The organism is Actinacidiphila glaucinigra (assembly GCF_035918135.1).
Taxonomy (GTDB): domain Bacteria; phylum Actinomycetota; class Actinomycetes; order Streptomycetales; family Streptomycetaceae; genus Actinacidiphila; species Actinacidiphila glaucinigra.
Genome location: NZ_CP109144.1, coordinates 6,615,022 through 6,631,676 on the forward strand (window position 1 = coordinate 6,615,022; position 16,655 = coordinate 6,631,676).

Consider the following 16,655-nt stretch of genomic DNA (forward strand, 5'->3'; position numbering starts at 1 on the left):
CAGTTGTCGACGTCTGTCATCGCTGAGCGCCCTACCACGGCCCGAGGACGTCCCGGGAGGGCGCTCGTGCATGAGCCCCGCTTCAGGAGTTCGATCCGGGAGCCGCAGCCTGGCGGCACCACCGTGTGGTCTGGACGAGCGTGGGGGGCTGTACCTGGCCGCCCGCATCCGGTGCTGCTCGCGCGGGAGCGCCCCGCGGCGCGTGGCTGCGGGGCGCTTTGTGCCGCCTAGTCGATCTTCTGTCCGTCGTACTTGCCGCCCTTGCAGGTGTTGGTCGCCCAATCGACTGTTCCGCCGCCGTCCTCGCACTCACCCACGGTTGGGGCGGCGTCGGTGGGGGCGGTGGTGGCGGTGGTGGCGGTGGCGGTGGCGGTGGTGGCGGTGGCGGTGGCGGCGCCTGTGAGGCCGAGTCCGGCGAGGGCCGCCGTGGCGATGACGGCGGTGAGGATTCGTCGAATGCGCATGTGGTTCCCCTTTCACGGATTGCCTCGGTCGGGGCACTATTCACCTTGATCTTCACCCATGTGGGCGGCACGTCATGTTGCGCCATCCGGGTGACGGCGCTGTCGGGTGCGGCGTCGGTGACGCGACCCGTCAGGCGGGCCCTGGTGGGCGGTGCCGCGCGTGGCCACCTCGCGGTCCCGTTCCAGGAGATCGCCGGTCCATGGGCCGTGAAAGGATGAACTGAACAAGTTCAGTTGGGGACTCACGGGGAGGAGTCCGGGCTGCCTGCGACGTGGCGGCCTGGGCCCGGGCTACCGCCCGCGACATGTAGCGCCGCACGGCTGGTACCGGTGGGACGAGTGGCGGATGATCCGACGCGATCACCGCAGGCCACACGACTGGACTGGAACATGTGGCGGAGCCGAGCCTTCCTGTCCCGAGCTGCCGCAGTTCGCGCGCCGGGTGATCGTGCAGCAGGCGACGGCCCCGCTGCGCAGATCGACGGGTGGATCGCGGCGGAGGAGCTTCGGGAGCCGAGCGCCGCTGCGGTGAGGAGATGCGGCCGCGGACGGGATCAGGATGTAGATCATCCGCGAAGAAGTGATCCGGGGCCCCGCTGACCTGGGCGCGCCGTGACGATCAACGCTGTGACCTGCGATCGAGTGGTCAAGGGTTGTCGGCGCTGATCGTCGTCGTGCGCCCTCGGGCGGCCCAGAGGCGGCCGGGCTCTCAGACCTGGCTGGCTTCACTCGTACACGACGGCTGCGCTCAACGTGCGGGCGAGCAGGCTCCACGGGGGGTGTCGGCCTCGGATGACTGGCCTGCTTGGATCAACGCATGACTTCTGGCAGCACTACGGGGCACGCGGGCGGCAAGATGGATCTTGCGGTCTGGTTCGGCGGAATGTCCGTGGCGTGTTGGTGCTGCTGTCCGTTCTGGTTGCTGGTCTGGGTTTTCGCCCTCCCGATGGGGATAGCCGGCCTGGTGCGAGGTATCACGGAGTATCGGGCGGCAGCACGTACACAGGCGAGTAAGTCTCGGGCTGTAGCTGGGACCGTGCTTTCCCTCATAGGAAGCGGAGCTGCGGTCGCGTACGTGATCTTTGTCGTTACCGAACCGTATGACGGCGTGCTGTGAACCGTCAGGTTCAGTGAGCGCCGACAGCGTACCCACTAGTTCAGGAATAGCGGTCGCGGCCGGGTTCTGGCATCACTGCTTCAGGAGTTCATTCACAGCCGCAGGCGCGCTGCCATGTTGCTACGGCAGAAACCCAAGGCGGGCCCTCGGCAACCGTCAAGGTCTACGTGCGTACGGCTCCGTGCCGTCATCTGCTGCCGTCGAGCGCTGTGTCGTCGAAGGCCGTCGCCGCGAACTGCGCGCAGACAGAAGCCCGTTGACTCACACCTGCGCGCTGCAGTCAGAGCCCGGGCTTGAGCGCTGGGCAAGGCGTGCTGTTCACCGGGGACGACAATTTCGTGATGTGCTTCTTGGATCCACGCCGCGTGCCCGGCGCCGGCCACCACCCTGCTGCTCTCAGACAGTGGGCTCCCTGACCGACGCGGCCCGCGGCGCATGCCTGCGGCCCCACCCAGGGGCCGGTGACTCAATGTATTGGGGGCGGGCCGAAGTTGTGGTTGCGCTGGTCCACCGGCACTACGACGACCGACCGTGGCCGGGCCTGGAGCCCGACGGCGGATTCGTCAGGGAGGGGGCACGTCGTGCGAGATGAAGTGGGCGAGTGCGGGGGCACGGAGGGCGCGCTGGCGACAGAGGTTGCTCTGCTGCTCCGGGACTGGAAGAACCTCGTAGCAGCGGTCGAAGAGGGATATGGGTGGAGTGCGCCCGAACTGGACCATGACGCCTGGTGCCGACGCTCCCTGGCACGCCTGTGGCCGAACCTGCCCGAGGCGGTGGAGCGGAGCCTGCAGCCGGTCCTCGACGGTCTGGACGTGAGGTTCCGCGCTGCGACCGTTCCCTGGCCCGACATCCATGGCGCGCATGAGGGCGAGTGGGGGACTCGGCGCATCCCACGGCTCCTGGAGCCCGAGAGCGGGGAGCTGTATCGGAACGGGTGGCCAGATGGCTGGGACATGCTGCCCTTCCCCCGACCGGACTCCGTGAGCGTGATCTGACGTGTGCAAGTACGCTGCCGCCCCTCGCCAGAGCGGGGCGAGGGGTGCGCGGAGCCCGTTGCGCCCGACTCGCCGCTGACCTGCGAGAGCCGCTTCGTGTGCGTGACCGCGGGTGGTTCGAACCGCCGACATCCGCCTTGTAAGGGCGGATATGGTCGGCGGCGAAGGTCCAGGTCGCTGCAGCCGTAACCGCAACCCACGTGAACGCGCATCACAGCTGCGATGAGCCGTCGCTGACCGTGGCGGACCGCACGATATGGCACGACTGCGGCACGTGAGTCCAGGGCCACGACTCTACCGTCCGTCACCGAGATGCATGGGAGCGATCGGGAGCTGTTCCCTGTGGGGCCATGTGAAGGTGCGGTCGGGTTCTAGACGGGCGTCTCCCCAGTGGATGGCATGGATTCCGTTTTCGGCGTCAGCCGTGAAGAACACACAGACCAGCCTGGTGGAAGCGCCCAGTTCCTCGAACACTTCGTGCAGCCCTAGGTACTCCTCGGTCGCCAAGTCCTCATCGACGTCGAACAGGCCTTCAGGAGGCTGCGGCCCGTGAGCTCGGAACAGCCGGTGTCGAGTGGGTGACGCATTGGCCGGCAGCCGGGCTCGGTCCGGGGGTCTCGGCCTGTCCGCGTACCGGAATGGGAAGAGTGCGTGATCGTTGATCACGGCGTACTCGTATCCGCGCACGTCTCGCACGGCTTCCCCTAGCTCACGCGCCGTCTCCGCAAGGTTCTCGCGTACGACGCCCGCAAGGGCGACACCGTACGGACTCCGCTTCTTCAGCCCCGCAGCGAGGTGTGCGGCATGAGCCTTTCCGTGCGCCTCGGCCAGTTGAATCGGGACCGCAGCGGCAAGTGCGCCGGCATGCCGCCCAAACCGCTCGACGGCCCAGGCCGACGGTCCTTCCGGATAGCCACCCAACACCGACATGCAGTGCTCCCCTCCCCCAGGCCTCGCCTCTGAACTGTGTGCCACGTAGACGAAGGGCGCACAAGGGGGCGATCCGGCCAGGGCGCGACCGGACATGCTCCCTGCTCAGAACAGCCACAGCTGACAGCGTGCGGCACGCGGCCGTGAGCCTGCGGCCGTGTCGTACTCTGCGGCCGCGGCCTGTCGGGAACGCGGGCGGGCTGGTCGTCCACGCGCAACTCCGGGTCCGCGCAGGCGACCGCCCCGGACAGGCATCCGCGCGACGCTGTTCGCGAGCTCGGATGATGCCGGTCCAAGGGGAGGGCGAGGTGGGCGTGCACGTCTCCATCAGGGGGTGGCTGGAGTGCGACGAGCAGCAGCTCGCCGCCGTCCGCCAAGTGATCGCGGACCATTCCGACGGGCACTACAGCGACGGCTGGGGCTTTCCGGCCCGACACCTCAATTGGACCTCGTACGTCTTCTACGGCGGCGATGTCCGTGCGTCCGCCGTGGACTGGTTCATGGACCAACTGCGGGCGATGGCCGCGATCCGCGCGTCCGACGAGGACGGGGAGCGGGTCCGTGGGCTCTTCGTGGCCAGCAGCGAGGTGGCTGGGCAGGTCGAGTGGCAGGTGCGGGGCGGATCGGTGACGACCCGGCCGACTGAGGCCGGTCTTGCCTACCTGGCCGAGTAGCGCGGGGCTGTCGCACGTTGCCGGGATGGTCGGCACGGCGTCTCAGGCCGAGCGGAGCTCGGCCGCGACCCGCTCCCCGAGAAGACGCAGCGATCAGGACACCAGCGTCGTCCCGGGGCTCGGGCGGGCATCGAGGTCGGGGACCCGGCGCGCAGCGGACCCTAAGCCGCCGAAGGCGGTCTGCCGCACCCGGTGTCGGTCACGTCGCGGAGGGGCCGGGAGGGAGGGTGAGCCGCAGGACGATCTCGCCGTCGTCGATGTCACCGGTGGGCTCGAAGCCGAACTTCCGGTAGAAGGGCCACGGCTCGCCGTCGCCGGGCTCGTAGCTGGTCAGCAGCTCCGTGGCGCCGTCCGCGCGGACCAGGTCGACGATCTGCGTGAGCACCTCACGGCCGATGCCGTGCCCCTGGTACCGCTTGTCGATCAGGAGGCGCCAGATGAAGTGCCGCCCCCGGTAGGGGCCGGACGGCGGCTTCCACGACAGCATCACGAAGCCGACCGGTTCGTCGCCGCGGTACACGGCGCGGTACCAGGGACTGGCGTCCGGCATCTTCGCCGCCTGCTTCAGCGACAGGGACACGGACGCGACGAACTGCTTCTGCTTGTGCCGGACGCGCAGGGCGCGGACGGCCTCCCGGTTGTCGTCGGTGATCTCCCGGAGGTGCACGCCTGGGGACGTCATGCCACACCCTTTCCGCATCCGGCGATTTCCCTGTGCGTACGCCTCGCCGAGGACGCCAGGTCGGACGTCTCCGCAGCGTAAGCGGCCCGGGCGGGTCGGGGTGGCACTGGCACGCCGGGCGTGGGCCCGTTCGCCGGCTGTTGGAGTCCGGCCCTGCCGGTTCCCGCCACCGTCCGATCGGACCGCGAAGGACAGCCATGGTCGAATGGGTACGAACCCTGGTCGAGGCACTCGCGCAAGGGCTGCCGGGACTCAGGGCGATGCGTGAGGAGAACCGGCGCCGCAAACTCCGTGCCGAGCTGTTCATCCTCCACGTGCGGCTCAACGAGGCGATGCCGGAGGCCGAAGGGATCGTCAGGAGCCTGGAGGTCTACCGGGAGAGGATGGGCCGCCACCTCGAGCACGGCGACGACGCGTACGCGCTGACCGCCGGAGGCTGGGTCGCCCGGGGCGTGCAGCGGCAGATCGTGAACCTCACCCGGATCTCCGGTCTGATGAGCGACCACGGCGTGGCGCTGCAGATCATCGATCCCGATGCCTACAACCGGCTTCAGCCGCTGCTCAGCGGGAAGTGCAACGCCCTCCAACTGCTCCTCGCCATCATGCGCTCCGGCGCGCTGCCGCTCGCGCCGACGCAGGAGGACCTCACGAGGGCCATGGACGTCGGTCATCCCCGCAGCAGGGATGGTCAAGACCGGATGATGGCCAATCTGCGGGAGTTCTCGCCCCGGTGGCACGACACCGCGCTGCCCACGTCGTCCGAATGGGGACCGACGACGTACGAATGCGTCGTCCGGTACCTGCGGGAGCGCAGGCCGCGCGAGCAGCTGGCCGAGATCCGGGCCGCGTCGGCGGCGCTGCGGAGCGCCCTCGAAGAGCACTTCACGATCTCCGACGTACTGCTGGAGGTCGGGGACGAGCGGATGGGGGGCGGGGGCGCCGGGGCGGCAGCTTCGTGGGATGACGTCCCACGGGAGGCTTGGGCGGAACTGGCTGCCTGGGGCAGCATGTGACCCGCGGGGTGCGTGGTGTGGGCGGCCGAGGGGCCGCCGGGGAGGGAGCGCGTCATGGGTGGGGCGGAGCGGGACGGTTCCGGCGCGGGGGCCGTGCGTCCGGAGGAGATGATCGCGGAGGCGCGGAAGGCGTTCTTCGTGGTGTTCGGCTTCCTGGCGGTCGTCTGGCTGCTGCAGGTGGCCAACTACGCGGGCCACTACGCGCTCTCGCGGGACTACGGGGTGGTCTCCAGCGACGTCGGCACGCTGCCGAACGTCCTGACAGCGCCTTTCCTGCACTGGAGCTGGGCGCACATCGAGAGCAACTCCGGCCCGCTGTTCGTCTTCGCCTTCCTCGCCGCGTACCGCGGGGTGGGCCGCTTCCTCGCGCTGAGCCTGCTCGTCGCCGTGACCAGCGGCCTGGCGGTGTGGTTCTTCGAGCAGGGCAACGCCGACACGGTCGGCGCCAGCGGCCTGATCTTCGGCTACTTCGGCTACGTCGTGGTGCGCGGGCTCTTCGACCGGCACCTGATCGACACCCTCATCGGCATCGTGATGGCGGCGTCCTTCGCCTACATGCTCACGGTGGCCGTGCCGGGGACGCCGGGCGTGAGCTGGCTGGGTCACCTCGGGGGACTCGTCGGCGGCCTGGTGGGGGCGTGGCTCTTCCGTGACCGGCGCGTTCGCGGCGGCGACCCGTCCCGCCGGGGCGGCAGCGGGCCGGCCGCCGTGACGCGCGGCGGCCTCCCGCTCCCCGCCGACAACCCGCGGGCCGCTCTGCACAAGGAACTGGGCGACCTGGGGCTGCTGTAGGCCCCCCGCCGGCCCGTACGTGCCGGCGGGCGGCTCAGATCCAGGTGCTCAGCCACATCCGGGCGTGCCAGTCGTCGTAGGGGATCGTCCGGCCGGTGTAGATCGGGAAGAAGTAGATGAAGTTCCAGACGATCAGCAGGACGAGCACGCCCGCGGCCACCACCCCGTAGGTGCGGCGGCGTTCGGTCGCGCCGGGCCGGCCGATGAGCGCGCCGAGCGCCATGGCGAGGGCGAGGCAGAGGTAGGGGAGGAAGACGACGGCGTAGAAGGAGAAGATGGTGCGGTTCTGGTAGTGGAACCACGGCAGGTAGCCCGCGGCGACCGCGCACAGGACGGCCCCGGCGCGCCAGTCGCGGCGCAGCGCCCAGCGGTACAGCAGGTAGACGAGGGCGAAGCAGGCGGCCCACCACAGCAGGGGCGTGCCGAGGGCGAGGATCTCCCGGGAGCAGTTGGCGACGCCGCAGCCGTCCTGCCCCAGCTTGGGGGACTCGTAGAAGAAGGACACGGGACGGCCGAGGACCAGCCAGCTCCACGGGTTGGACTGGTAGGGGTGCGGGTCCGACAGGCCGACGTTGAACTGGTAGACCCCGTACTCGTAGTGCCACAGGCTGCGCAGCGGTGCCGGGATCCACGACCACGTGCCGCCGCGCCCGTCGGCCCAGTGCCGGCCGTAGCCGTCGTCGCTGAGGAACCAGCCGGTCCAGGTCACCAGGTACGCCACCACGGCGACCGGGACGAGGGACAGCAAGGACCAGCCGAGGTCGCGGCGGAGCACCGCGCGGTAGGGGCGGCGGGCGCCGGCCAGACGCCGGGCGCCGACGTCCCAGAGCACGGTCAGCAGCACGAAGAACGCCAGGTAGTACAGGCCGTTCCACTTGACGGCGGAGGCGAGGCCGAGGAGCGCGCCGGCCGCGAGCCGCCAGGGCCGGAGGCCGGTTCCCGCGCGGGCGCCGGTGTCCTGGTCGGGACCGGCGAAGCCGTCGAGGCCCACGGGGAGGGCCGCTGCGAGCCGGGCCCGCGCGCGGTCGCGGTCGATCAGCAGGCAGCCGAAGGCGGCCAGCACGAAGAACATGACGACCACGTCGAGCAGGGCGACACGGCTCATCACGAAGTGCAGGCCGTCGACCGCCATCAGCCCACCGGCCAGGCAGCCCAGCGCCGTGGAGCGGAACAGGCGGCGGCCGATGCGGCACAGCATCAGCACCGACAGGGTGCCGAGCACCGCCGCCATGAAGCGCCAGCCGAGCGGGTTCAGGCCGAACACCCACTCGCCGAGCGCGATCACCCACTTGCCCATCGGCGGGTGCGCCATGAAGTGGCCGGTCTCGGAGAGCGGGATGACCTGGGGGTCTCCCAGGATCTGCGGGTCCGAGACCTTGCGGTCGGGCCAGCCGCCCTCGTAGCCGAGCCGGAGCAGGGACCAGGCGTCCTTGGCGTAGAACGTCTCGTCGAAGACGATCGCGCGCGGGCTGCCGAGGCTCACGAAGCGCAGTACGCCGGCGAAGACGGCGACCAGGACGGGGCCGAGCCAGCCCATGGCCCGTGCGGCACGGTACGCCCGCGCCGGGCCGAGGCCCAGGGCCTGCCACGTGCGGGTGCCGGGCTCGGGGAAGGGCGGGACCAGTCGCTCGCGGGTGTCGGTCCGGGGGCGTGGGCTGTGGCCGAACCGGCGCAGTCGCAGCGGCCAGTCGGCGGCGGTCGCCGCCCGGGGGTCGCCGGCGTCGTCGTCGGTGCGGTCCGGCGTAGCGGTGTCCGTCGTCACCCGCACATCCTAGGGACGTTGTCGGATGGTCATACCGGCACCCGTGTTCGAGGAGCGTCGCGCGCTGGTCGGGCTCCCCGCGCTGCCGGCCCGACGCCCGGCTGGAGGCCCCGGAGGTCGTCCTCCCGGCGGGCCGATACGCGGCGGTCGTCGCGCCGGCCGTGCTCAGACGACCGGCGCCCGGTGCAGGTCCAGCGGAAGGATCCCCGCCTCGTCGAAGCGCCGCTCCAGCGCCTCGGTGCCGTGCTCACGGCGGAAGGCGATCTCGGACGAGGTCACCGGCAGCAGCCACAGCAGACGGGCGTGGCCGCCCGGCAGGTGGCAGACCTCCAGGTCGGGGCCGTGGAGGTACGGGAGGCTGACCAGGATGTGGTCGCAGGCCGAACCGGGGACCCAGGGTTCGCCGACCGGGAGGCTGTGGCCCACGTCGAGCGGGTGCGGCCGGGGACCGCAGTGGTAGTGGGCGGTCATGGCGATCAGGTCCGCGAAACGGGGGTCGGGGACCGGGGCGGTCAGGACGAACTCCACGCCGTGGCCGTCGCGGTTGGCCCGGGACCAGCAGCCGGCCGTCACATAGGTCCAGTGGCCGCCGCGGGGACCCGGGCCCACCTCGATGACACGCAGGCCCGGTACCGTGCCGCGGCGTCCGTCGCCCAGGTCGTGGGCGGCCGTGCCCACCGGGTGTCCCGCGAAGAACTCCCGCACGTGCCGGTCGAGCGCCCGGTGCGCCTCGCTTGTCGTCATGGCGGGGATCATGACAGGCGCCCCGCGGGGCGGCGCGAGGGGGACGCCGTACGCCCTGTCGCGCACCGGTGCATCCGCGGGGCGCGGGCCGCCGGGGCGTGCGCACCGGCGCCCGGCTCCGGCGGTGGGGCGGAAGTGACACCGCTGACGGATGGAACCGCAGTGCGCGTTCTTCGGGCCCGCCCTCGCCCGGCAACGCCGGCAACTCGTGCGTCCGTCGCGGTAATGGCGGGTGACGGAAAGCCGAAGCGCGCCCGCCGGGCGCCCACACGTCTAGGCTGGTGCTGCGCGTTCAGGCGCCCCCCGGACACCGCTGCATTGGAGACCCCGCCATGGCCGCTGACCGCCTCGAATTGCCGCCGGTGAGGCTGCTGCCCGAGGAGGAGCTGGCGCGGCTCGCACTCGCCGTGCCGCTCCTCGACCGCGCGGTACGACTGGCGCGCTGGTGCGCGCCGCACGTGACCGTGGACGCCATGGGGGAGCTGACCGCGCAGGACGTCCCGCGCGCCGTCCGTGAGCTGGGCCTGGAGGAGCAGCCGGACGGCCCGGCGGACGCGGCGCAGGCCTGGGGCGTGGCCGTCGACGCCGGGCTCGTCGACCTCGACATCGAGGACACGGACGAGGACGAGGCCGACGAGGAGGCCGGCGCCGGGAGCGTGGCCCTGGACGAGCCCGCGGGGCGCGCCGTGCCCGGCGAGGCGCTGGGACGGCTGGACGCGGGCGGGCCGCGCGAGGTGCTGGAGGTGTGGCTGGCCGCACTCGACACGGCGCTGGCCGAGGCCGCGACCCCCGACCTCGACGGCCTGTTGGAGGAGCTGGGCCCGGACGGCGAGGTCGACCTGGGCACCCTGGACTGGGACCCGGAGGAGGAGGCCGAGTTCCTCGACGGCGCGCTCGCCAACCTCTACCTCTTCACCGCCATGGAGGACTCCGGCGGCGACGCCCAGGACGCCGTGCCGCTGCCGGTCCTGGCCGCCTCCCTCGTCGTCCCCGAGGACGTGGAGGAGCCGAGCGACGCCCTGCTGGAGGACGTCACCGAGGTGATGATGCGCCTCGACGAGCACTTCCGGCTGCTCACGACCATCGGGCTGCTGGAGTACCAGCCGCTGGACGAGGCCCTGATCGAGGAGGCCGAGTCCGAGGACGACGGGCCCGCCGAGGGGGCGGCGGCCTTCCCGGAGGAGATCGGGCCCGAGGAGGTCTCCCGCTACGGCCTGGTGCGGCTGACCCCGCTCGGCGTGTACGGCGTGCGGTCCCGGATGGCCGACGCCGGCATGCACGCCCCGGTCGCCGGCGACCTGGCGGGTGAGCCCGCCGCCGTCCTCCTGGAGGCGTTGTTCCAGTACCCCGACCAGATCGCCCGCCGCGAGGCCGACGCGTGGCTCGGCAACCGCAAGCCCTACGACGCGGCCCGCGAACTGCTGGAGGCGGCGCGCGGGGAGGACCGCAACGCGCCCGGCCGCCGCCTGGTCGCCCAGCAGACCCTGAGCCTGCTCGGCGACGAGGCCGAGCCGGCCCTGCGCGAGGTCCTGGCGGACCGCCAGCTCGGCGGACTGGCCCGGGTCTGGCTCACGGAACGCGAGGCGGCGGACGTCCCCGCCCCCGACGAGGACATGATCTTCTGGCTCACCGTCGACACCATCGCCGCCCAGCTCGACGCCGACGACGACCCCGAGTTGCTGCGCGAGCTGGTCACCGACCTCGTCGCCCGGCACGACGGGTTCTTCACCGCCGCCTGGCGGGTGGACCACCCGGCGACCGCCGACGTCCTGGAGGCCATGGGCCGCATCCACCCCGACAAGCGACTGGCCAAGGAGGCGCGCAAGGCCGCGTTCAAGGCCCGTTCGGCGGGAACCGCGGCGCCCTGATCCGCCCGCGGGCCCCGCGGGGAGGGCGTGGAGGAGGCCCGAACGTCTCGGGGAATGGGCGTCGGAATGTCCTGCTCAGTTCAACTCCCGTTCGCCGTGGGACGGGAGCGTGGCTGCGGCAGAGCAGTGACCACGTGGCCCCAGGAGAAAACGATGCCTCTCACCCGCAGAGACTTCGCCAAGCGCACGGCGATCACCGGCGCCGGAGTCGCGCTGGCCGGAACCGTCGACGTCCTCGCGACCGCACCCGGCGCCCTCGCCGCCGACGCCCCGGCGACCGCCGCGGCGGCCGGCGCGTCCCGGCACCACGGCGGCCTCGGCTACGGCGAGCTGGTCCCCGACCCCAAGGGCATCCTGGCGCTGCCCAAGGGCTTCTCGTACCGCGTCATCACCCGGACCGGCGTCACCAAGCTGGAGTCCGGCGAGTCGACCCCCTCCAACCACGACGGCACCGCCACCTTCGAGGGCCTGCGCGGCGCCACGCTGCTCGCCACCAACCACGAGCTGGCCGGTGCCCGCGCCGACTGGCCGCACCCGGTCCCGCTGACCGAGGGCCTGGTCTACGACTCCGGCGCCGCCGGCGGCGTGACCATCGTCGAGGTCGCCAAGCACGGCGGCCACGTCGTGGAGTGGGTCGGCGTGGCCGGCACGGCCACCAACTGCGCCGGCGGCCGAACCCCTTGGGGCACCTGGCTGACCTGCGAGGAGACCGAGGACAAGGCCGGCAAGAACGGCTTCCTGAAGGACCACGGCTACGTCTTCGAGGTCGACCCGTACGACCGCAGGGCCAACCGCGACCCCAAGCCGATCAAGGCACTGGGCCGCTACGCGCACGAGGCGGTCGTCGTCGACCCCAAGCGCGGCCACCTCTTCCTCACCGAGGACGCCTCCAACCCCAATGGCCTGTTCTTCCGCTGGACCCCGCCGGCCGGCTTCCACCACGGCCGCGGCAAGCTGCGCGCCCTGCCCGACAGCGCGGGTGTGCTGCAGGCCTTCAAGTGCTTCGACTCCGGCGGCAAGTTCGTCGACGACCTGTCCCGCGCCACGAAGATCGGCACGGTCTACGGCGTGGACTGGGTGGACGTCCCGGACCGCGACGCGAAGGCGACCTCCGTCCGCAAGCAGTTCGCGGCCGGCGAGGTCACCCGCGCCCGCAAGCTGGAGGGCATGTGGTGGGGCGACGGCGGCGTGTACGTCGTCTCCTCCTACGCCCGCGAGGAGAGCCCGGGCGCGTCCCACGACGGTGCCGTGTGGTTCTACGACCCCAAGCGCCGCACCCTGACCCTCAAGGTCCTCCTCGGCGTCAACCCCGACCCGTCGGCCGACGGAGCCTTCGACGGTCCGGACAACATCACCGTCTCGCCCTACGGCGGCCTGGTCATCGCCGAGGACGGCGAGGGCGTGCAGCACCTGTTCGGCGCGCTCGGCGACGGCCGTACCTACCCGATCGCCCGCAACGAGCTGAACATCGGCACCGCGGAGGAGCCGGAGTACAGCGAGTTCACCGGTGTGACCTTCTCGCCCGACGGCAAGACGCTGTTCGCCAACATCCAGGACCCGGGCATCATGCTGGCCGTCACCGGCCCCTGGCGCCGCCAGGGCCATGGCGGCGCCTGCTGAGCCCCGACCGCGTCACCCGCGCCCGGTGGTCCGTGCCCCGCATGGGCCACCGGGCGCACGCGCGTCGCTCAGAGCGCCTGCGCGGCGGGCTTGACCATGCCCTTCACCGTGCGGGAGTCGACGAAGTCGCCCATCGCCGTCATCTCCCACTCACCGGAGAACTGGCGGATGAACTTGGCCATCATCACGCCCGTGCGGGGCTCGGCGCCGGTGAGGTCGAAGCGCACCAGCTCCTCGCCCGTCGCGCCGTCCATCAGGCGGCAGTAGGCCTTGGCCACCTGGTTGAACTTCTGGCCCGAGAAGGAGTTCACCGTGAAGACCAGCCCGGTGACCTCGGGCGGCAGCCCGCCGAGGTGGACGGTGATGACCTCGTCGTCGCCCGCGCCCTCGCCCGTGAGGTTGTCGCCGGAGTGCTGGACCGCGCCGTTCAGGATGGTGAGCCGGCCGAAGTAGCAGGACTCGATGTGGTTGCGCTGCGGTCCGTACGCGATGACCGAGGCGTCCAGGTCGATGTCCTTGCCGCGGTACGCGGGCTCCCAGCCGAGGCCCATGCGGACCGAGGTCATCAGCGGCTTGCCGCCCTTGACCAGGGAGACCGTCTGGTGCTTCTGGAGGTTGACCCGCCCCTTGTCCAGGTTGATCTTGCCCGTGCCGACCGGCGGGGCGGGAGGGGCCGGCGGTGCGGCCGGGGGTGCGGGGGGAGGGGTCGTGGCCGCGGCCGGCGGAGCGGGCGGCGGGGGAGCCGTCGGCGGTGCCTGGGGCGGAGCCTGCGGCGCGGCGGCCGCGGGCTCTTCCACGGAGACGCCGAAGTCGGTGGCGATGCCCGCCAGCCCGTTCGCGTACCCCTGGCCGACCGCGCGGGCCTTCCAGGCGCCGGCGCGGCGGTAGACCTCGACCACCACGAGCGCGGTCTCGGTGCTCAGCCCGGAGGGGGTGAAGGTCGCGAGGACGGCGCCGCTGTCGGCGTCCCGCACGGTGGCCGTCGGCTCGGTGCCGGCGAAGGTGGCCCCGGGCGCGTCGGGACTCGCCGTCACGACGATCTTCTCGATGCCGGCGGGCACGGCCGCGGTGTCGACCGTGATCGCGTCGGGGGAGGTGCCGCCACCGGACCGGTAGGTGACGCCCGGCCCCGCGGGCTGGTTGTAGAAGACGAAGTCGTCGTCGGAGCGCACCTTGCCGTCGCCGGCGATCAGGAGGCCTGAAACATCCAGCCGCACGGGCGCGGATACCTCCACTGCCACGCGCGCCGCGGAGAGCGGGATGTTCGAGCCGGGTGTCATTGCGGTCATGTTCCGCTTAACGATCGTTCCGGGTTTACGGTTCCATTACCGAACAGAGTTTTCACGTGTCACGCATCGTGGTCGTCAGCGGTGGCGGTAAGGGGATCGGCCTGGCCGTCGCGGAGGCCTTCGTCCGTGACGGGGACCAGGTCGTGCCGGTCGGACGGCGGGCGGACGTCCTGGACGAGGCGGTCGCCCGGCTGGGTTCCGGATGCGCCCTGGCGGTCCCGGCGGACCTGACCGACGAGACGGAGGCGGCCGGGGTCCGTGACCTCGTGGCCGGGCGCTTCGGCCGGGTGGACGTCCCGGTCGACAACGCGGGCGGGAACGTCGCCCCCGGCGCCGGCGAACCGTCGCTCACCGAGCTGTGGACGGGCGACTTCCGGTCCGCCGTGCTGACCGCCGTGCGCGGCGGCGGCTCCGGCTCGTACGGCGCCGCCGAGGCCGCCCTGCACCCTTACGCCTGCGACCTGGCGGCGGACCTGGGCGCGCGCGGGATCACCGTCGACGTCATCGCGCCCGGCTTCGTCGACGACACCGGATTCTTCGGCGGGCGCACGACGCGGTAGCGGCGCGCGTTCCTCGTCGGCCAGACCCTCACCGGCCGGGTCGGCGTCCCCGGGGACGCCGCCTCGCTCGCGCACTGGCCCGCCTCCCCGGGCGCCGCGCACCGCGCGGATCCACCAGGTGAACGGATGTGCGGAGCGCGGCCGCCGAGGGCCGCCCCCGGGTCAGTGGGGCCAGATGGGCGGGTGCGTGGTGAAGTGGCCGCCGAGGTGTGCGTGGTCCGGGTTCGCCGGGTCGAGTTCCCCCTGCGCGGCCACGAGCCCGGCCGCGAAGGGCTCGGAGTCGTCCTGCGGTTCGTAGCCGAGCGCCCGAGCGGAGGACAGGTCCCACCACAGCCGGGTGTTGGCGGAGCTGCCGTAGACCACGGTGTGCCCGACGCCCTCGGCGGTGAGGGCTGCGTGCAGCAGCCGCGCGCAGTCCTCCGGGCTCATCCAGACCGACAGCATGCGCACCGACGTCGGCTCGCGGAAGCAGGAGCCGATGCGGATCGAGACGGTCTCCAGGCCGTGCAGGTCCCAGTAGAGCTGGGCCAGGTCCTCGCCGAAGCACTTGGACAGGCCGTAGAAGGTGTCGGGGCGGCGCGGGGTGTCGACCGGGATGAGCGGGTCGTCCCCGACCGGGCGCGGCGTGAAGCCCACCGCGTGGTTGCTGGAGGCGAAGACGATCCGCGGAACGCCCTCCTCCCGGGCGGCCTCGTAGAGGTTGTACGTGCCCTCGATGTTGGCGCGCAGGATCTTCTCGAAGGGGGCTTCCAGGGAGATGCCCGCGAGGTGGATGATCGCGTCGACCCCGCGCACGGCCTCGCGCAGGGCGGCGCGGTCCGCCAGGTCGGCGATGATCGCGTCGGGCGCGCCCTCGACGGGCAGCATGTCGAGAAGGCGCAACTGGTAGCCGTGCGCCGGCAGCAGCTCGCGCATCAGGGTGCCCAGACCGCCTGCGGCGCCGGTGAGCAGGACGGTGCGGGGAGCGGGCATGCGCGGGTCTCCTCGATCGGACGTCCATGCTCATGGACGTCATTCATATTCATGGACACGCTAAAGAGCGCTTGTCGAAGCGTCAAGACTCCCCCACCTGCGGCTGTCTTCCTTGACCCTTCCCCTGTGCTGCCTTAGCGTGAACGCGTTCATGAATATAGACATCGATCAGATGAGCGCACAGACGCCAGTCTTCAGGGAGAAGCCGATGACCGATGCCGCCTCACTCACCGCGCGCCTCGACGGCCTGCTGTTCTTCCCCGTGACGCCCTTCGGCCCGGACGGCGCCGTCGACCTCGAGGTCTTCCGCGCGCACGTGCGCCGCGGGATCGAGGCCGGGGCCGGGGCGGTGTTCGCGTGCTGCGGCACCGGCGAGTTCCACGCGCTGACGCCCGAGGAGTACCGCGCCTGCGTCGCGGCGGCCGTCGAGGAGTCCGCGGGCCGGGTCCCGGTCGTCGCCGGCGCCGGCTACGGCACCGCCCTGGCCCTGCAGTTCGCGCGGCTCGCCGAGGAGGCGGGCGCCGACGGACTGCTCGCCATGCCCCCCTACCTCGTCGTCGCCGACCAGGCCGGACTGCTGCGCCACTACGCGGCGCTCGCCGAGGGCACCTCGCTCGACGTCATCGTCTACCAGCGCGACAACGCCGTCCTCACCCCCGCGACCGTCGCCGAACTCGCCCGCATCCCGCGCATCATCGGCCTCAAGGACGGCGTCGGCGACCTCGACCTGATGCAGCGCATCATCAGCGCCGTCCGCAGCACCGTCCCCGACCGCGACTTCCGCTACTTCAACGGCCTCCCCACCGCCGAACTCACCGGCCTCGCCTACCGCGGCATCGGCGTCACCCTCTACTCCTCCGCCGTCTTCTGCTTCGCGCCCGAGATCGCCCTCGCCTTCCACCGCGCCCTGACCGGTGGCGACGACGCCACCGTCAACGCCCTGCTCGACGGCTTCTACCGGCCGCTGGTGGAACTGCGCCACCAGGGCCGCGGCTACGCCGTCTCCCTCGTCAAGGCCGGGGTCCGGCTGAGCGGGCTCGACGTCGGCGAGGTACGCCCGCCGCTGTCCGAGCCCGCGCCCGCGCACGTCAAGGAACTCGCCGAACTCATCGACCGCGGACTCGCCCTGCTCGGCGAGGACTGACGTACGGTGGCCCGCGTCAACCCCGATCA

Annotated in this window: 14 protein-coding genes and 1 pseudogene; 8 read left to right on the forward strand and 7 right to left on the reverse strand. The window is 71.9% G+C overall.

What is annotated here, in order from left to right; all coding sequences use genetic code 11:
* Positions 1-227: 227 nt before the first annotated feature.
* Complete coding sequence (locus OIE69_RS29775; RefSeq protein ID WP_326577009.1) at positions 228-464, reverse strand: hypothetical protein; 237 nt, start codon at positions 462-464, stop codon at positions 228-230.
* Between the two features lie 1,698 nt (positions 465-2,162).
* On the opposite strand from OIE69_RS29775, the gene OIE69_RS29780 reads away from it, so the two are divergent.
* On the forward strand, positions 2,163-2,576 hold the full coding sequence (locus OIE69_RS29780; protein WP_326577010.1) for a hypothetical protein: 414 nt from the start codon (positions 2,163-2,165) through the stop codon (positions 2,574-2,576).
* A 294-nt stretch (positions 2,577-2,870) separates the two neighbouring features.
* Here the strand turns inward: OIE69_RS29780 and OIE69_RS29785 are convergent, their stop codons facing one another.
* A complete protein-coding gene (locus OIE69_RS29785; protein WP_326577011.1) occupies positions 2,871-3,506 on the reverse strand; it encodes a hypothetical protein in 636 nt (211 codons plus the stop codon).
* A gap of 308 nt (positions 3,507-3,814) precedes the next feature.
* Here OIE69_RS29785 and OIE69_RS29790 point away from each other — a divergent pair, with 308 nt between their 5' ends.
* A complete protein-coding gene (locus OIE69_RS29790; RefSeq protein WP_326577012.1) occupies positions 3,815-4,180 on the forward strand; it encodes a hypothetical protein in 366 nt (121 codons plus the stop codon).
* Between the two features lie 199 nt (positions 4,181-4,379).
* On the opposite strand, the gene OIE69_RS29795 is transcribed toward OIE69_RS29790, so the two are convergent.
* Complete coding sequence (locus OIE69_RS29795; protein ID WP_326577014.1) at positions 4,380-4,862, reverse strand: GNAT family N-acetyltransferase; 483 nt, start codon at positions 4,860-4,862, stop codon at positions 4,380-4,382.
* Positions 4,863-5,059: 197 nt separating this feature from the next.
* On the opposite strand from OIE69_RS29795, the gene OIE69_RS29800 reads away from it, so the two are divergent.
* The gene (locus OIE69_RS29800; protein WP_326577016.1) at positions 5,060-5,875 is read left to right on the forward strand and encodes a hypothetical protein; all 816 of its coding nucleotides are present in this window, start codon (positions 5,060-5,062) and stop codon (positions 5,873-5,875) included.
* A 54-nt stretch (positions 5,876-5,929) separates the two neighbouring features.
* Complete coding sequence (locus OIE69_RS29805) at positions 5,930-6,667, forward strand: rhomboid family intramembrane serine protease (protein ID WP_326577018.1); 738 nt, start codon at positions 5,930-5,932, stop codon at positions 6,665-6,667.
* Between the two features lie 34 nt (positions 6,668-6,701).
* Here the strand turns inward: OIE69_RS29805 and OIE69_RS29810 are convergent, their stop codons facing one another.
* Both OIE69_RS29810 and OIE69_RS29815 read right to left on the reverse strand, forming a co-directional pair.
* Positions 6,702-8,429: a dolichyl-phosphate-mannose--protein mannosyltransferase gene (locus OIE69_RS29810; protein ID WP_326577020.1), complete on the reverse strand. Its 1,728-nt coding sequence runs from the start codon at positions 8,427-8,429 to the stop codon at positions 6,702-6,704.
* Positions 8,430-8,594: 165 nt separating this feature from the next.
* Positions 8,595-9,173 (reverse strand): suppressor of fused domain protein, encoded by a 579-nt coding sequence (locus tag OIE69_RS29815; protein ID WP_326577022.1) that lies wholly within the window; start codon positions 9,171-9,173, stop codon positions 8,595-8,597.
* A gap of 332 nt (positions 9,174-9,505) precedes the next feature.
* On the opposite strand from OIE69_RS29815, the gene OIE69_RS29820 reads away from it, so the two are divergent.
* Positions 9,506-11,041 carry a hypothetical protein gene (locus OIE69_RS29820; protein WP_326577024.1) on the forward strand — a complete coding sequence of 512 codons (1,536 nt, stop codon included), beginning with the start codon at positions 9,506-9,508 and terminating at the stop codon, positions 11,039-11,041.
* Positions 11,042-11,194: 153 nt separating this feature from the next.
* Positions 11,195-12,661 (forward strand): alkaline phosphatase PhoX, encoded by a 1,467-nt coding sequence (locus OIE69_RS29825; RefSeq protein WP_326577026.1) that lies wholly within the window; start codon positions 11,195-11,197, stop codon positions 12,659-12,661.
* A gap of 68 nt (positions 12,662-12,729) precedes the next feature.
* Here the strand turns inward: OIE69_RS29825 and OIE69_RS29830 are convergent, their stop codons facing one another.
* Positions 12,730-13,950 (reverse strand): TerD family protein, encoded by a 1,221-nt coding sequence (locus tag OIE69_RS29830; RefSeq protein WP_326577028.1) that lies wholly within the window; start codon positions 13,948-13,950, stop codon positions 12,730-12,732.
* Positions 13,951-14,006: 56 nt separating this feature from the next.
* Here OIE69_RS29830 and OIE69_RS29835 point away from each other — a divergent pair.
* A pseudogene (locus OIE69_RS29835) lies at positions 14,007-14,655 on the forward strand (SDR family NAD(P)-dependent oxidoreductase); the annotation flags it as partial.
* A 17-nt stretch (positions 14,656-14,672) separates the two neighbouring features.
* On the opposite strand, the gene OIE69_RS29840 reads toward OIE69_RS29835, so the two are convergent.
* Complete coding sequence (locus OIE69_RS29840) at positions 14,673-15,482, reverse strand: NAD-dependent epimerase/dehydratase family protein (RefSeq protein ID WP_326577032.1); 810 nt, start codon at positions 15,480-15,482, stop codon at positions 14,673-14,675.
* 208 nt (positions 15,483-15,690) lie between these two features.
* Here OIE69_RS29840 and OIE69_RS29845 point away from each other — a divergent pair, with 208 nt between their 5' ends.
* Positions 15,691-16,626: a 5-dehydro-4-deoxyglucarate dehydratase gene (locus OIE69_RS29845; protein WP_326577034.1), complete on the forward strand. Its 936-nt coding sequence runs from the start codon at positions 15,691-15,693 to the stop codon at positions 16,624-16,626.
* Positions 16,627-16,655: the final 29 nt, after the last annotated feature.

Bases quoted from the DNA above. Each gene is read 5' to 3' on its own strand.
- OIE69_RS29830 (WP_326577028.1), bottom strand. From the start codon at position 13,950: ATGACCGCAATGACACCCGGCTCGAACATCCCGCTCTCCGCGGCGCGC.
- OIE69_RS29815 (WP_326577022.1), bottom strand. From the start codon at position 9,173: ATGACGACAAGCGAGGCGCACCGGGCGCTCGACCGGCACGTGCGGGAG.
- OIE69_RS29795 (WP_326577014.1), bottom strand. From the start codon at position 4,862: ATGACGTCCCCAGGCGTGCACCTCCGGGAGATCACCGACGACAACCGG.
- OIE69_RS29785 (WP_326577011.1), bottom strand. From the start codon at position 3,506: ATGTCGGTGTTGGGTGGCTATCCGGAAGGACCGTCGGCCTGGGCCGTC.
- OIE69_RS29805 (WP_326577018.1), top strand. From the start codon at position 5,930: ATGGGTGGGGCGGAGCGGGACGGTTCCGGCGCGGGGGCCGTGCGTCCG.
- OIE69_RS29840 (WP_326577032.1), bottom strand. From the start codon at position 15,482: ATGCCCGCTCCCCGCACCGTCCTGCTCACCGGCGCCGCAGGCGGTCTG.
- OIE69_RS29820 (WP_326577024.1), top strand. From the start codon at position 9,506: ATGGCCGCTGACCGCCTCGAATTGCCGCCGGTGAGGCTGCTGCCCGAG.
- OIE69_RS29845 (WP_326577034.1), top strand. From the start codon at position 15,691: ATGACCGATGCCGCCTCACTCACCGCGCGCCTCGACGGCCTGCTGTTC.
- OIE69_RS29775 (WP_326577009.1), bottom strand. From the start codon at position 464: ATGCGCATTCGACGAATCCTCACCGCCGTCATCGCCACGGCGGCCCTC.
- OIE69_RS29800 (WP_326577016.1), top strand. From the start codon at position 5,060: ATGGTCGAATGGGTACGAACCCTGGTCGAGGCACTCGCGCAAGGGCTG.
- OIE69_RS29825 (WP_326577026.1), top strand. From the start codon at position 11,195: ATGCCTCTCACCCGCAGAGACTTCGCCAAGCGCACGGCGATCACCGGC.